Origin of the sequence: Trichocoleus sp. FACHB-591, from assembly GCF_014695845.1 — a bacterium.
In the GTDB taxonomy this organism is placed as follows: Bacteria; Cyanobacteriota; Cyanobacteriia; order FACHB-46; family FACHB-46; genus Trichocoleus.
This window is the reverse complement of sequence record NZ_JACJPA010000019.1, coordinates 14,927-29,670: the sequence shown is the minus strand read 5'-3', so window position 1 is coordinate 29,670 and position 14,744 is coordinate 14,927. Positions and strand designations below refer to the sequence as shown.

Below are 14,744 nucleotides of genomic sequence, written 5' to 3'. Positions count from 1 at the left end.
ATTGGCATTTTTAGAGCACTTGGAGCGATTGCAGGCACAAGTGACGCAAGCGAGACAAACTCCCCATCACTGTATTCGCTTAACCACCATTCATCAATCCAAGGGATTGGAGTGGCCGGTCGTGATCATTCCCCACTGTAACCAAGGGACTTTGCCGTTTGGTGAGAACCTAACGTCCGAACAACTGGAAGAAGAGCGTCGGCTCCTCTACGTGGCCATTACTCGGGCTCAAAAGGAACTGCACCTGTATACGCTCAAGCCCCACCCCCTCTCTCAATTTCTTCAGGAAGCTCGAGTGGCAGAAACGCTTCAAACAACAGAGCAGCTCCACCAGCAACTCCAGAGCGATCCGCAAACTTGGCAAGCGGGTGATGTGGCAAAGGTTGTCAAAGACGTTGCGAGTTTAGGGTTCGATCGCTACTTCCAGCAGTGGTGGACTGTGGCACCCGAGACCCAAGCAGCGATCGCCCATACGATTCAGCGCTGCCTACGAGCCGCCCAGCAGCAGCAAATTCTCCACCGCCTGGGGCTTGAGGAGGAGCACCTGGAACCTTGGCAGGCGATCGCTCCCCTTCCAGGCGCAGACACGTCATTGCTAGATTTTCCCGGACTAGAGTCTTTTCGGAACCGAGCCCAACCTTCAGCAACCCTAGCCAATCGCGATCGCCCAGCTTCTTTGGCATCCAATTTATTAGGAAACCTAAGACGGCAAGAGCGAGTTCAACATGAGAAATTTGGGCTAGGTGTGGTGATGGCGGTAGAGATCCAAAAGATAAATTCCGAAGAAATCATTACTGTAAACTTTGAGCACGCTGGAACCAAGCGCATTCTGATTACAGAAAAATTTTGCACGCTGCAGCGGCTGTAGCGCTAGGAGAGGAGGCTAGCTTGAATCACTCTTTATTGAACTCGCTCCCAGGAATTCCTGCTTTGCTTCACGGGGTGTCTTCTTCATCCCATTGAGCAAACGCATCCGCGTCCAACTCTAGAATTTCTACGGAGCGAGTGCGTACGCCGATTTTGTGCTCAATCAGCAGGTCAATCAGCTTTTCTCCATTAATCAGAGTGATGGGTGCCGCACCCCGCTCAACTGCTGCTTGTAGCAAGCCGCACAAGAGCAACACATCGAGCTGAAGTATTTAGATGAATCGGGGTTTTGTCTATGGAGCCCGGTGAGCTACAGCTACAGTCGCATCGGGAAACAGAAACGCCTGGAGCAAACGCAGCAACGCTACGGGAGTCGGATTAGCATTTTGGGTCTTTGGCAACCGGATGAACAGTTCGAGTATGCACTGGTACAAGGAGGATTGAAGAGCGCAAGCTACATCAGCGTGATGGATTAGGTTGCCGCGAGAGCGGCTAAAACACTCCAACAAACGGGACGGCTCAGCGTTATCGTGCAAGACAATGGAGCGATTCACACCAGTAAAGTAGTTCGTCAACAATGGGCACGGTGGCAAGAGCAAGGATTATTCATGTTCTTTTTGCCTGCTTATTGCTCACAGATGAATCTCATCGAAGGACAGTGGCATCAACTCAAGGCGCATGAAATTGCAGGACGAATGTTTGATAATGAATATGACTTAGCCCTTGCTGTAATGGAGGGCATGGCATCACGAAGTGAACAAGGTGGATATACGCTAGAGCGTTTTAAGTTTAAATCATCCTAGTACTACAGTTGTAGATTGGCTAAAATAGAGATATAGCAAAGGATACAAATATTTTTTGTGACGCTCTCATATCAATCTATTCTGGCAACAACTGCGACCTCAATTTCAACTGACGATGTCGAGCGATGGGCAGATGAGTTTGAGCAGTTAAACCAAAGGTTCGCTCCTTACTTCAAACGAGTCGAAACCAAGCAGCACGCCCAGGATTATTTGCAAGGCTTGCTCAGTTCAGTGGAACGCAAAAATGGTTGGCAGATTGCTGAGCAAGTTGGAGATGCCAATCCCTATGCAATTCAGCATCTATTAGGTCGCTCTGTGTGGGATGCCAACTTGGCACGGGATGAATTGAGGAGTTACGTTGTCGAACACCTGGGTCATAGCGCAGCGGTAGCCGTCATTGATGAAACTGGATTTCTGAAGAAGGGCAATCAATCTGTGGGCGTCCAACGGCAGTATAGTGGAACCGCTGGACGAATTGAAAATTGTCAGATTGGGGTATTTCTCAGTTATGCCACTCCAGACGGCTACACGTTCCTAGATCGAGACCTGTACCTACCCAAGAGTTGGACTGATGAACCTAAGCGCTGTCAGCAGGTTGGAGTCCCAGACACCGTTCAATTTGCAACGAAGCCTCAATCAGCTCGTCAAATGCTGCAGCGCTTATTTAAGGCTCAAGTGCCTCATGCTTAGGTGAGCGGAGATGAAGTGTATGGCAGTGACCGACGCTTGCGATTGTGGCCGGAGGAACAGGGGGAAGCTTATGTGCTGGCTGTTTCTGTCAAAGAGCCTCTATGGATTGGCTATGAGCAGTATCGCGCAGATGAGGTGGCAGCAAACTTAAGCGCTAGTGATTGGGTCAGACTCAGTTGTGGAGATGGCACAAAAGGTCCCAGGATTTACGATTGGGCAAAGGTGCGGTTTAATTGCCCAACTGCACCCAAGTGGCAACGTTGGTTATTAGTGAGACGAAGTTTGAGCGAGCCGATGGAGTGCGCCTATTATGTCATCTTTGCATCCGCCTCAACGACTTTGGAGGAAATGGTAAGCGTAGCGGGGACTCGATGGACCATTGAAACGGGCTTTGAAACCGCCAAAGGAGAAGTTGGCTTAGACCACTATGAAGTGCGCTCTTGGCAGGGCTGGTATCGTCACATTACCCTGACTCTGGTGGCTCATGCTTTTTTAACCGTTGCTCGGGGTCAAGGTGCTCAGCCAAGGGTAAAAAAGGGGGATTTGAGCATCTCAGCGTCCCCTTCAATCAGCGATCTCCAATGCAAATGCGGCTTGAAGTCACTCTGAGTATGCCTGAAGTTCGTCGAGTATTATGGGTGCTGGTGTGGGCTTGGACACCGAGCGTGACTTATATTTTGGGCTGGTCTATTTGGCGGCGGATGCATCAGGCAATTGCAAGATTTCATCACTATAAGCGGCAGTGTTCTTTAATAGTCCTAAATCTACAACTGTAGTACTAGGGCGTGTTTTAAAGCCTAGAGCCAAAGGAGAATTGCCGCAATGGAGAGCATGGCGAGATAATTCTCTGCCCGTTTCTCGTAGTGGGTGGCAATGCGTCGAAACTGCTTTAAGCGATTGATGGTTCGTTCAATGCGATTGCGCTCTCGATAAGCCCGATGGTCAAATCGTGTCCCTCGTCGAGATTCATTCGAGCGACGGGGAATGACAGCTCCAATACCACGTCGCTGTAAATAGAAGCGAATGGGATGTCCTGTGTAGGCTTTGTCTGCTGCGACTCGTTGCGGACGCAGACGGGGTCGTCCACGGCCAACTCGTTTGACCTCACCTTGCTCCATCAAAGACTCAAACACCACCGACTCGTTGCGTTGCCCAACCGTCAGTAGGAAGGTCACTGGTTTGCCATTGCCCTCACAGCGCAGATGGATCTTGGTGCTAAACCCACCTTTGCTATATCCCAGTGCCTCTGACTCTGCATCACTGCCGCTTGCTCCTGCTGCATGTTGATGTGATCGAATCACACTGCCATCCACAAAGTGCACCCTTCAGTCAAACTTACCTGCACCATCAGCCTGCTGCTGTAGCTGCTTCAGGATCTGTTGCCAGAGTCCACGCTTGCGCCAAGCATAGAAGCGTCCTGAAACAGTTTCCTACTCTCCATAGCGGTCGGGTAAGTCCCGCCAAGGAGCTCCGGTGCGCAGAATCCACAGAATGCCATTGATGACGGTGCGATGATCATTGGCAGGTCGCCCACCTTTTGGGCTGGGTTTGGGCAACAGGGGTTGTAGTCGTTGCCATTGTTGATTGGTCAAGTCTTTTCGTGAGATTGGATTGCGTGCAACCAATATCGTTACAGTTGTTCTTTATTGCTCTTCATCTCTATTCTAGCTTCGGGTTTTAAAACACGTCCTAGCTACTTACCATACTATTCACTATTATTTTAATCAAAAATTTTGTTAAATATCACTACAATCTATTAATCATATAATTAATTCCCTAATAACTTCTCGATCCATTTAGCTGCAATTAGCGCACAGTAATAAATCTAATAGTCCATACCATATTCTTGTTGGCTCCAATCCAGGCTGTAACATAACCTTATTATCAAGATTAATATTAAGACTTCATAACATCTCCTCGTCAGTCTGCAAGATTTAGGGTAGAAATGCAGAAAGCAATATTCTTGGAGGCCTGAGACTCTTTCGTCAAGCTAAATTCAATTTACTTTTGATTGCTTGTGTCTATTGCATGTATCTATCGCAGTAAGTACAAAGCAAGATGAATCAAGTTTTCACTTATGTTACATGATTTGGACAGTTCGCTGGAAGAGTTAATTAGACGTGAGTTACCACCTAGTCTTGTTGCTCCTGATGCTTTAACCCAAGTAACTATTAGCTTCGCCACTCCTGACAAAGACTTCACTAGGAATGTCAGTTTGCCTGCGATCGATCTGTTTCTATATGATGTACGTGAAAATTTAGAACTACGCAGTAACGAGTGGATCATTGAGCGTCAAAGCAATGGTCAAGCCATGAGGCGACGGCCACCTGTACGGATTGATTGCTCCTATCTGATCACGGTTTGGCCCAAAGAACCTTCAGATTTTCAAACTGAACATCGCTTATTAGGCGAGGTAATGAAAGCGTTGCTACGCTATCCCAAAATTCCAGCTCCGGTTTTACAGGGGCAATTGAGAGGACAAGAACCTTTACCGAGAGCGCTGACGCTACGGCCACCTCAGTTACAAAGCTTAGGAGAATTTTGGCAGGCCATGGGTGGCAGACCCAAGCCTGCGATGAATTATACGGTGACGATCGCGGTGCCAGTGTATGACGAAGAAGACGAAGCTGTACCGCTGGTCATGGATCAACGAATTTAGGGGATAGGCTGCAACGAGAGGTAGGAGATGCCAAAGTGGACGCAATTGGAGCTAACTCGTCGTCAAGTGGCGATCTGTGGCTCAGTGCAGAATGCCCTCACAGGACAACTCATTCAGGGTGCGGATGTGCAAATAGAGCAAGCCCCAGAAACGTTTACTCGCTGGCTGGCGATGAAAGCAGTGCAATATCGCGATCGCTGGCAAACGATGCTTGACCACCCAGATAAACAATATGTTGCATTAGGTTCTACTTTCTATTTAATCCGGAAATTGGGAGATAAAGAAAGTCTAAAGTTTCTGACTTGTACTGCAATCGATGGCTGCTTCTACTTTGTTGATTTGCCCGATGGCATGTACAGTTTGACAATATCCTTACCGAGTGCGGGCAGCCGTTATAGTACGACACAAGTTGACAACATCCAAGTCTCCCGTGACAATAGCGGAACCATTCAGAGAGCCACGGTTGGAATTGACCTGCCTCCAACCGCAATTCAGGGTACCATCACCGAACAAATTAACAATTCTTCCAACCCTAAAAGCCAAACAGGTTCTCAGTTAGCACCCATTGTCTTAGCAAAAATTCAGGTTGAGGGTAGTGACATTGTTACTTACAGCGATCGCGAAGGCAATTACATTTTAAGTGGATTAGAAGTTTGGCAACAATCATCCGCACAATCTCCTAAACCTGTGGTTCGTGTCTCAGCTCAGGGATACAAAACGACAGCTCAGGGAGTCGCGCTGACCCAAGGCCAGGTAAAAAGTTTAGATTTTCAGTTGCTCCGCCTGTGAATAACGTGAGTTATTAAAGCGTTGCGGGTTTATTTAATCTCCGTCTCAAGTCTCAATTTCCGATAAGGAGTTCGTCAATGGCAGACTACAGAACGCCCGGTGTGTATGTTGAAGAGAGGCTTTCAGGATCTGCACCAATTATAGGAGTGGGTACGAGTACCGCTGGCTTTATCGGTGTGGTCGGAGGTGAGACAACGCCTGCAATCGGCGATTCAAGGGGTGCTGCCACCACTCAACTCACGACTCAAGCATTTGGTAGTGCCACCGATAAGCAACCGATTGGGATAGGGGATGGAACAAAAGTAGACTTTGAACTGCCTAAACCGGAAGGCTTCGCGAATGCAGAGGTTGTCACCGATTCAGGTTTTGCCTTTTTTGTCGGCTCCAGTACTAGCGAGCGCAGTGTTAGATCAATTAGAAATGAGGGCAGCAAAGCCTTTGTGACTTTTACGACTGCACCAGCCAATAGTGCTCAAATTACAGGGTATTACCAACTTCGCGTTCCTGCTGCTGTTCCCGTAGCTAGTGTAGTTCCGTCTGGAGGCAGCGCGACAACTGTGATCGCCACTCTACCACCGGATGTTGCAACCAATCCTGATTTATTGGCGGCGGGTCAAGTCCAGCTATGCACCAATTTTTCTGAGTTCAAAAAGTACTTTTGGGACTTCTCGAAAAACCCGCGCCAGAACTATCTCGCCCATGCCATCTTTGGTTTCTTTAGAAATGGAGGCAGCAGTTGTTATGTAGTTTGGGTGAATCGAGAGGCAGAGATCCAATCTGCCTTAGAAACCTTTGAAACGATTGATGAAATTGCCATTGTGGCCGCTCCAGGGATCACCGATAAAGATAGCCTGCAAAGGATTTATGCTCACTGTCAGCAGATGGGCGATCGCGTGGCAATTCTCGATACGCCAGAGGTGGTAGGCGCAGAGAACAAGTTGAATGCGGGACTACTCAAGCCTGGAGAAACCCCAGAAACAGGGATTTTGCCTGGTAATTCAGATTATGCAGCGCTCTATTTCCCTTGGTTACAGGTCTACGATCCAGCCACTAACAACAAGAAATACTTTGTCCCACCTAGCGGTCACATGGCTGGCGTTTATGCCCGTGTGGATAGCCAGCGGGGAGTTTATAAAGCACCTGCCAACGAAACGGTTTTAGGCGCAACTGGATTAAAATACAGCGTCAGCAAAACCCTCCAAGCTGATCTCAACGATCGCGGTGTTAATTGCATCCGCTTTCTCAACGGCAACATCCGGGTGTGGGGCGCTCGCACACTAGGTGGCAACGCCAATGGAGAATTCAAGTACATCAATGTCCGCCGTCTGTTTAATTATCTGCGCGAATCGATTGATGAAGGCACGCAGTGGACCGTGTTTGAACCCAACGCCCCCGATCTCTGGGCCAGAATCCGTCGTAATGTCACAGCCTTCTTATTGATGGTCTGGCGGAGCGGTGCTTTGTTTGGCAACACGCCAGAGGAAGCGTTTTACGTGAAATGTGATGAGGAAACCAACCCGCCAGAAGCAAGAGCTTTAGGACAAGTTATCACAGAGATTGGAGTGGCAGTGGTGCGACCCGCAGAGTTCGTCATCTTTCGAATTACTCAATGGGATGGGCCCGGTGGTAGCTGATGGTTAACCTGTCTTCCATTCCTGGGATTTATCGGGAGGAAGTCTTTGCCAAACTTGAGCGTCAGCTCCTGACGGGAATTCCCGCTTTTCTGGGGCTGGCCTCCCAAGGCTCAGTCAACCAACCTCAAGAGTTGACCTTATGGACGCAATTCCTCCAGATCTTTGGCCCTAGTCTCCCGAACAGCTATCTGTATTATGCGGTGCGCGGCTTCTTCAGCAATGGTGGAACCTCTTGCTACATTGTCCGCCTTGACGAAAATCTGGCTCCCGAAACTGCTCTCCTGCAAGGACTGGAATCTTTAGCAGCTCTAGATACGGTTGATTTGATCTGTGTTCCGGATCTCTCATATTTGAGCCGAACTTCGGATCAAAGCCAACAGATGCAAGCTGCGATTTTAGACCACTGCCAGCAACTAGGCGATCGCTTTGCCATTCTTGATGCCTGGAAAGATGCCACTGTTGCTACGGTTCAACAACAACAGCAGCAACTCTCAGAACATCCCGGTGCCCTAAATGGAGCGCTTTACTTCCCTTGGGTTCAAGTGGAGAATAGTCCTCCTGAGTTAAGGATTCCACCTTGTGGTCATATTGCTGGCGTGTATGCTCGCAGCGATCGCAATACTGGTGTGCATCAAGCTCCAGCAAATTTTCTTCTAGAGGATGTACTCGATCTCAGCGTCTCTCTCTCCCACGGCGAACAGATGACCCTCAGTTCTGCCAGTCAGGCGGGAAGTATTAATTACCTGCGAGTTTTACCAGGCCGAGGCATACGAGTATGGGGTAGCCGCACTTTAAGTCAAAGCTTTGACTGGCAACATATTAATGTTCGTAGATTGTTTCTCACAGTGGCTCGTTGGGGCGATCGCCATCTGGCAGATGTTGCGTTTGAACCCAACAATTTTCAGCTTTGGGTGCGGATCGAGCGAGAACTCACTGCCTTTTGCGAATCTTTGTTTCAACAAGGAGCGCTACAAGGAGCAACACCGTCAGCCGCTTTTTATGTCACCTGTAACGAAGAGACTAATCCGCCGGAGATCCGAGCTTTGGGGCAGGTGGTGACTGAAGTGGGTTTGGCTCCTACCGTTCCCAATGAGTTTATTGTGGTGCGACTGATTCACGGCAGTAATGGAGTCACGCTCAGTGGCTAAAGTCTTAGTTTCTCTAGTTTCTGGCTGTTATTAGGAGGTTTGACGGTGCCCAGTATTAAACCCGCTCACAATCCCGATCCGTATCTTGGCTATAACTTTTATGTGGAGTGGAATGGCATTCTCCATGCTGGTTTTCGCCAATGTTCTGGCTTAACGACGAGTCAGAATGCGGGCGAATACCGCGAGGGTACTGATCCGCCTACCATGCGGAAGCTACCGGGATTGAATACCTATGGCAATATCACGTTGCAACGAGGAATCACCAATAACGATGAACTCTGGAAGTGGCGACAAAACGTGATGAATGGAAATCTCGATCGTCGAGAAATTTCGATTGTGTTGCTCGATCAAACCGGGAGTGAAAAGATCCGTTGGAACCTGACCAACTGCTGGCCGACAGGTTGGAATGCCCCCGATCTCGATGCCACCACCGATGGAGCCGCGATCGAAACTCTGGAGTTGGTTCACGAGGGTATTAAGGTTGATAAATGGTCTTAGGGTTTGAAGGATAGGATATGATGCAGCCCACTGAATTTCCATTTACATTGCCCCACGGTTATCTTGATGCGGAAGGTAATCTCCACCGGGAGGGGGTGATGCGACTCTCTACAGCCTACGACGAGATCGCTCCACTCCGTGATCCACGTGTGCAGGCGAATCCAGGCTATCTAGTTTTGATTTTGTTAGCGCGGGTAATTACTCAGTTGGGCACCCTACAACAGCTCAATCCCAAGATGATGGAAGGTTTATTTTCTGCAGATTTAGTTTACCTGCAAGACCTCTACCAACGGATCAATCAAAATGGGCATAGCCGTCTCGCCGTGATGTGTCCTCATTGTCAGGGAGAGTTTGAAGTAGAACCCGTACCTGTGGGGGAGTAACTTGCTACCCCTCCGATCGCTTACGAGAGGAGGTAGCGTATCTGGCCTACCATTTCCACTGGTCCTATGAGCAAATCATGTCTCTGGAGCATCGAGAACGTCAGCAGTGGGTAGGAGAAATTACTCGAATTAATCAACAAATCAACCCCTCCCCGACCAAAAGTTCAGCTCAATGGTTCTAATCGGTAGCTTAATCTATTAAAGGAGAAGTCTGTGGCGATCGTGCCCCTAAATGCTGTCTTTGCTGGAACAACTGGTCAACTGGGTGTTCGCCTCGACCCTTATATGTCTTACAACTTCCTCGTGGAGATTGAGGGGCTGATCGCTGGGGGGTTTACAGAAGTCACAGGCTTGGAAAGTGAAATCGTCGTGGAGCAATATCAGGAAGGAGGGCGCAATGACTTTGTGCATCACTTTCCTACCAGGGTGCAGTATCCCAATCTGGTTCTGAGCCGTGGTGTCACTGATATGGATACAGTTTGGGGCTGGTATCAGGATGCTGCCAAAGGAGATATTCGTCTCAAGAATGGCACCATCATGCTGCTAGATCGTCAGCATTTACCTGCGATGTGGTGGAATTTCAAAAATGCCTATCCAGTGAGATGGTCTGGACCCCAGTTTAATGCCAGTAGTGCCACCGAAGTTGCGATCGAACGCATTGAACTCGTACATCAGGGCATTGATAAACCCATGGCCTCGCGCCTCCTATCAGCTACCAGGGGTGCCGCTGCGATCGCTGGCTTTACAGGTTTCTAATGAAGGAGTCGTTTGTGCAGCAGGATAACTTCCTAGCACCTACTCATTGGCAAGCATCTCTGAATTCAGGGTTACTGCGGCGGTTACTGCAGTCCGTGCAGCCTGGCGTGATGAAGCCCCAGTTCGCTGAACAGGTAATTGCTCGCACACAACGTCTAGGCGATCGTCTTCCCTTACTTGTGCAATTTGCTCAACGCCAAGGAGGAATCGCCTCCTATCCAGTTAATCAACCTCCGATTGTCTATGCTCAACCACTACCTCAGATAGACAGCACACTGCTTGACGAACCAACTCAATCAACAGCTCCAAAGGCTTGGTCAGGGCCACCTACAGTCATTCAAGCGAAATTTGCTAACTCTGCCACCTCTCCGGTTCCACCAAAATCTCGCCCTGTCGCGCAAGCTAAATTAGCCCAGCCTGCTGCGATCGCCCCTGCTGCTCCGACGCTCCATAATCCTCAACACCTTAATTCACCTAACTTAAAACCCTTGTCCGCTCTTAAATCATCTTTTTCTAGTTCACCAGCTCCTCCTGTAGTGCCAATCAACCAACCCACTGTCACTCAGTCAATCTCGAACAATTTACCTGAAGCTGTGGTCAAGGCGATCGCTAGCAGCCCTACCCCTGGCTCACCGTCTTCCCTGGATTTTATCGGGCTACCCGACTCTGAACTATCTTTGTCAGCAGCGACACCTATCTCCCTCCAATCTTCTCCACGTTCCATTGTGCAGGCTCAACGGCTTGCGGCTGTTGCCCACCCACTCGGCCCTCAACTCGAACTGTTACAGGAATATCCGCAGCTTATTCCACCCAGTATTTCACCTCAACCGCAGTCTTTTACGCCCCAGACTGCTTTTCCATTCACCTCTCCCACTACCAGTCCTCAATCTTTGACAGTACCTTCTTCAGCTAGTTCTACACAAGCTAGAGTTCAAGTCAGCAACGGTGCCTCACATCGAGTACTGCCAGTAGGAACTCAACCAAGCTCACAGCCAGCCAGTTCACAGGGAACTCTTCTAGTATTCACTAATCCTCTAGTGCTAGCAGTGCAGACGTATCTAGAGCAAGAAAAACAAAAAGATCAGCAGAGTAGCCGTAGTGTTTCCGAGGTAGCAAACTCCCGACAGATAGGAACGCGATCGCCTCAAGTACCCCAGGCTTCTACAGCCCACACTGCTTCTTTTTCTCCTCCCCAACCGCAGTTCCCTACTAATAATCCTCAACCCACAGTAGATGTAGAAGCATTAACCAAACAAGTCGAGAAGCGGTTGATGCAACGATTGGTGATTGAGAATGAACGCAGAGGTAAGACAAAATGGCGTTAGAGAAGCTGGAGATTGAAGTTGAGGGCGTTTTCCTACCGCTCAAAGTTCTGTTCAATCCCGAACAAATCCAGATCAACCGCGAAGGCTGGAGTCAGCAAAATGGTCAGTTGGTGGGCCAGAATAATCCCTCTACGCTCACCATCAATTTATTTTTTGACACCACATTGCCAGCCTCTACCTCTTTGCTGACTAATCTAGTATCTGAAGCTGTCCCGAGTTTCCTCTTAGATGGATGGAGCAAATATCGACCGGAGGATGTCCGCAATCACACGCAACAGATTTACAACCTCACCCGCAAACAGGGAAAAAATCGGCCTCCTTTTTGTAAGTTGACCTGGGGACGCGGCAATGTTTTATTATCACGGGGATTTCTCAAGTCAGTCACTAAATCCCTGACCCACTTTCTAGAAGATGGGACTCCGGTACGGGCGCTGTTGAACTGTACCTTTGAAGAAGTTCTCGATCCAGAACTAGAGATCCGCATCCAAAACCCGATTGATGACCCGGTCCGAACAGTCAAACGAGGAGAAACCCTCAGCAGCATGGCAATGGAAGAATTTAATGATCCAGCGCTGTGGCGACTAATTGCCGATGCCAATCAAATGGACAACCCGCGTCGCTTAGTGCCTGGTCAACAACTAACGGTGCCTCCCTTGCGAATTGATCGGACTTCGGGTCGGGGAGCTTGATAGTTATGCTGGCCTCAAGTAGCGATCGCCTTCTAGTACCGCGAGTAGAAATCTATATCAATGACAGTCGACAGCCAACGCTAGAACAAGATTTGTTGAGCCTTACCGTTTCAGAGGGTTTAGGGTTACTGAGCCATGTACAGTTACAGTTACCAGGTAAGGACTTAATCAACAATCGGTATACCTGGGTAGATGATGATAAATTGAAGATCGGCAATACCGTCGCAGTGTATTTAGGGTATGGCAATCGGCTGGAAAAAATCATCTTTGCAGAGATCACCAACTTATCCTCTACTTTCTCCCAGGAAAGTGCTTGCACGATCAATGTCGATGCCTATGATTTAGGCCACCGCTTACAACGGGGCATGAAAGCTCAAAGTTTTAAGGAAATAAAACTGAGTGATATTGTGGCTACGATCGCCAGGGCTGCGGGGCTAAAGGTTGATAAAATCCAAGACACTCAAATCAAGCTGGATTATGTATTGCTGCACAATCAGACCGCAATGCAATTCTTACAGCAGCAAGCCGAAAAAATTGGCTACAAAGTCTGGATTGAGGATAAAACCTTGTATTTTCAAAAACCCCGCCGCAATGCCCTGAGACCGATTACCCTATCTTTCGATCGCGACGAGTTGCTAGAGTTTTCTGCCCGTCTAAGTACGATGGAACAGATTTCACAAGTTGAGACGCGCAGTTGGGATATCAAAAAGAAACAAGAGGTGGTGAGTATTGCCAAGGGTAGTCCAGAAGCTCCAGGAGGAGGAATCAGTGGCTCTAAAACGGCGACTCAAGTCTTTGGCACCACCAAAGTTATCAACTTTGCCTCCTCGGCTGACAGTAAAGCGGAAACTGACCAAATGGCAGCGGGACTGTTTGAAGAAATGGCAATGGACTACATCCAGGGAGATGGGAGTTGTCAGGGTCGCACCGATTTGCAAGCGGGGGGGATGGTGAATATTACGGGCATTGGCCAGCGCTTTAGTGGGCAATATACAGTCACTGATGTCACCCACAGCTTTTCTCCCGCCCAAGGTTATCGCACGGATTTCACGGTAAGGAGGAATTGGGCATGATCATGGGTCGCCTGATCGACAATGGTGCGCGTCAGGACGGAAACCGTCTCTATGGTGTCGCCATCGGAATTGTTTCTAATAACAAAGATCCCGAAAAATTGGGACGGGTAAAAGTTAAATTTCCGTGGGTGGGTTTCGACCATGAAAGCAACTGGGCCAGAGTCGCCAGTTTAATGGCAGGCCCAGACCGAGGTTTGTATTTCTTGCCAGAAGTAGATGATGAAGTTCTAGTGGCTTTTGCCCATGGAGATATCCAGTCGCCTTATATTTTGGGGGCATTATGGAATGGTGTAGATAAACCGCCGCTGACCAACAGTGATGGTGAGAACAATCAGCGGATGATTAAATCACGGAGTGGTCATCAGATCATCTTAGATGACAGCGCAGGCGGAGAGAAGATTATCATTCGTGACAAAACTGCCAAGAATGAAATTGTCATCGACTCCAACACCAACACTCTCAACATCAAAGCGGGACAAGATTTAACCATTGAAGTGGGCGGTAAGCTCACCCTCAAGAGCGAAAAAGGAGAAGTGGCGATCGCCTGCAACAAACTCTCCATTACCACCCAGCAAAGTTGTGAAATTCACTCTCAAGCCACTGGTAGCATTACTACCCAAGCGGCCCTCAAGCTTAAGGGTAACCCTGTAACAATTAATGACCCTGCTTTGGAGATTATGTAGGATGCCTGGTTATTTACTCAATCAAAGGACAGTGGCGCAATGTCCCCATAGCGGGCAAGCTCAGTTCACCGCATTAATTCCGCAAGTCAAAGTGATGGGACAACCGATCGCAGTCAAACTATCTCCATCCGGGGCCCCAGGTTCGCCCACACCGATCGCAGGTTGTGTCAATCCTCCTCCACCCCCACCCACAAACGTAGGCCCCTGTACCACAGCCTTTTGGAATACGGCAGCCACGAAAATCAAAGTGATGGGAAATCCAGTTTTGTTAGCAGATAGTCAGTCAACCTGTCTGCCAATTAATGCTCCCCTCTCGATTCTGATGACGCAGACGCGGGTGAAAGGAACCTAGCGCGATGGAGGTTGATTTTTTAGGGATTGGCTGGACTTCGCCTGTACAGCTCACAGCCACAGGACAGATCGAAATGGCGCGATATGAAGACTGTGTGCGTCAATCGATCTGGATGATTCTCAGTACTGCGCCGGGAGAAAGGTTAATGCACCCTGACTTTGGCTGTGGCATTCATGACCTAGTTTTCTCTAATAACGGTGCGGCGGTGATCGCACAGATTGTGAATGCAGTTCATCTCGCCTTAATCCGCTGGGAACCTCGCATTGATGTGCTCGATGTTGATGCCGTTTCTGAGGCGAATCAGCCTAACCACCTGTTGATTCAAATTAGTTACCAGGTGCGAACCACCAACAACCGATTTAACCTGGTCTATCCGTTCTATCTTGAGTAGCTCT

At 48.9% G+C, this 14,744-nt stretch carries 17 protein-coding genes and 3 pseudogenes; 18 read left to right on the top strand and 2 right to left on the bottom strand.

The genetic code is table 11. The features are described from left to right. A partial coding sequence (locus H6F90_RS02910) for a 3'-5' exonuclease (protein ID WP_206756151.1) occupies positions 1-868 on the top strand: 868 nt, incomplete at its 5' end. 67 nt (positions 869-935) lie between these two features. Here the strand turns inward: H6F90_RS02910 and H6F90_RS02905 are convergent. Next, complete coding sequence (locus H6F90_RS02905) at positions 936-1,124, bottom strand: hypothetical protein (RefSeq protein ID WP_199295681.1); 189 nt, start codon at positions 1,122-1,124, stop codon at positions 936-938. A gap of 48 nt (positions 1,125-1,172) precedes the next feature. On the opposite strand from H6F90_RS02905, the gene H6F90_RS31370 reads away from it, so the two are divergent. From H6F90_RS31370 to H6F90_RS02890, 3 genes and pseudogenes are all read left to right on the top strand, one after another. Next, positions 1,173-1,343, top strand: a complete 171-nt coding sequence (locus H6F90_RS31370) for a hypothetical protein (RefSeq protein WP_190550062.1) — start codon at positions 1,173-1,175, stop codon at positions 1,341-1,343. A 54-nt stretch (positions 1,344-1,397) separates the two neighbouring features. Continuing rightward, a complete protein-coding gene (locus tag H6F90_RS31365; RefSeq protein WP_190550061.1) occupies positions 1,398-1,670 on the top strand; it encodes a transposase in 273 nt (90 codons plus the stop codon). Between the two features lie 102 nt (positions 1,671-1,772). Next, positions 1,773-2,969: pseudogene (locus tag H6F90_RS02890) on the top strand (IS701 family transposase). A gap of 188 nt (positions 2,970-3,157) precedes the next feature. On the opposite strand, the pseudogene H6F90_RS02885 reads toward H6F90_RS02890, so the two are convergent. After that, a pseudogene (locus H6F90_RS02885) lies at positions 3,158-3,967 on the bottom strand (IS5 family transposase). Positions 3,968-4,437: 470 nt separating this feature from the next. Here H6F90_RS02885 and H6F90_RS02880 point away from each other — a divergent pair. The 14 genes and pseudogenes from H6F90_RS02880 to H6F90_RS02820 all read left to right on the top strand — a co-directional run bounded on the left by H6F90_RS02880 (position 4,438) and on the right by H6F90_RS02820 (position 14,740). Then, positions 4,438-5,019, top strand: a complete 582-nt coding sequence (locus H6F90_RS02880) for a DUF4255 domain-containing protein (RefSeq protein WP_190550060.1) — start codon at positions 4,438-4,440, stop codon at positions 5,017-5,019. 27 nt (positions 5,020-5,046) lie between these two features. Continuing rightward, positions 5,047-5,808: a hypothetical protein gene (locus tag H6F90_RS02875; RefSeq protein WP_190550059.1), complete on the top strand. Its 762-nt coding sequence runs from the start codon at positions 5,047-5,049 to the stop codon at positions 5,806-5,808. Between the two features lie 77 nt (positions 5,809-5,885). Continuing rightward, complete coding sequence (locus H6F90_RS02870) at positions 5,886-7,442, top strand: phage tail sheath C-terminal domain-containing protein (RefSeq protein WP_190550058.1); 1,557 nt, start codon at positions 5,886-5,888, stop codon at positions 7,440-7,442. After that, positions 7,442-8,590, top strand: coding sequence for a phage tail sheath subtilisin-like domain-containing protein (locus tag H6F90_RS02865; protein ID WP_190550057.1), 1,149 nt, complete (start codon positions 7,442-7,444; stop codon positions 8,588-8,590). Before H6F90_RS02870 ends, H6F90_RS02865 begins: the two co-directional genes overlap by 1 nt. A gap of 45 nt (positions 8,591-8,635) precedes the next feature. After that, complete coding sequence (locus tag H6F90_RS02860; RefSeq protein ID WP_190550056.1) at positions 8,636-9,088, top strand: phage tail protein; 453 nt, start codon at positions 8,636-8,638, stop codon at positions 9,086-9,088. Positions 9,089-9,105: 17 nt separating this feature from the next. Continuing rightward, entirely contained in the window at positions 9,106-9,471 is a 366-nt protein-coding gene (locus H6F90_RS02855; protein WP_242024305.1) for a phage tail assembly protein, read from the top strand. 17 nt (positions 9,472-9,488) lie between these two features. Further along, positions 9,489-9,653: pseudogene (locus tag H6F90_RS31360) on the top strand (DUF6760 family protein); the annotation flags it as partial. Positions 9,654-9,684: 31 nt separating this feature from the next. Then, the gene (locus H6F90_RS02850) at positions 9,685-10,227 is read left to right on the top strand and encodes a phage tail protein (protein WP_370587931.1); all 543 of its coding nucleotides are present in this window, start codon (positions 9,685-9,687) and stop codon (positions 10,225-10,227) included. Then, positions 10,227-11,552 carry a hypothetical protein gene (locus tag H6F90_RS02845; RefSeq protein WP_190550054.1) on the top strand — a complete coding sequence of 442 codons (1,326 nt, stop codon included), beginning with the start codon at positions 10,227-10,229 and terminating at the stop codon, positions 11,550-11,552. Before H6F90_RS02850 ends, H6F90_RS02845 begins: the two co-directional genes overlap by 1 nt. Continuing rightward, on the top strand, positions 11,543-12,241 hold the full coding sequence (locus H6F90_RS02840; protein ID WP_190550052.1) for a LysM peptidoglycan-binding domain-containing protein: 699 nt from the start codon (positions 11,543-11,545) through the stop codon (positions 12,239-12,241). The genes H6F90_RS02845 and H6F90_RS02840 overlap by 10 nt, the downstream gene beginning before the upstream one ends. 5 nt (positions 12,242-12,246) lie before the next feature. Further along, positions 12,247-13,314 carry a phage late control D family protein gene (locus H6F90_RS02835; RefSeq protein WP_190550050.1) on the top strand — a complete coding sequence of 356 codons (1,068 nt, stop codon included), beginning with the start codon at positions 12,247-12,249 and terminating at the stop codon, positions 13,312-13,314. After that, a complete protein-coding gene (locus H6F90_RS02830; protein WP_242024304.1) occupies positions 13,311-13,997 on the top strand; it encodes a phage baseplate assembly protein V in 687 nt (228 codons plus the stop codon). The genes H6F90_RS02835 and H6F90_RS02830 overlap by 4 nt, the downstream gene beginning before the upstream one ends. Before the next feature lies 1 nt (position 13,998). Further along, complete coding sequence (locus H6F90_RS02825; protein ID WP_190550048.1) at positions 13,999-14,349, top strand: hypothetical protein; 351 nt, start codon at positions 13,999-14,001, stop codon at positions 14,347-14,349. A gap of 4 nt (positions 14,350-14,353) precedes the next feature. Next, positions 14,354-14,740: a GPW/gp25 family protein gene (locus H6F90_RS02820; protein WP_190550045.1), complete on the top strand. Its 387-nt coding sequence runs from the start codon at positions 14,354-14,356 to the stop codon at positions 14,738-14,740. Positions 14,741-14,744 lie beyond the last annotated feature (4 nt).